Source organism: Psychromonas arctica (assembly GCF_038155225.1).
Lineage (GTDB): Bacteria > Pseudomonadota > Gammaproteobacteria > Enterobacterales > Psychromonadaceae > Psychromonas > Psychromonas arctica_B.
On record NZ_JBAKBA010000324.1, the window covers coordinates 1 to 218 of the forward strand.

General features: G+C 38.5%; 1 protein-coding gene. It reads right to left on the reverse strand.

Going from position 1 to position 218, the window contains the following annotated elements:
* A partial coding sequence (locus tag V6255_RS18685; protein WP_341629449.1) for a hypothetical protein occupies positions 1-218 on the reverse strand: 218 nt, incomplete at both ends.

Here is a 218-nt window from a genome sequence, read left to right on the forward strand (position 1 = left end):
TCACTAATAACACCACCAGAACATGTTGCTGCACCTGGTATAGGTGAATTAGCTGTTGTATGGTTTTGTGTTTCTACTTTATTTAAGATATCAATATCTTCATGGTGGTAACCAATTTCACGATCATCAACACTTGGGTAAAAACGACCTGCTTTGTAACCTTCAATTACCGCTGCGTTATCGCTGTAGGCAGATAAAACATGCTCAGGATGTAATTC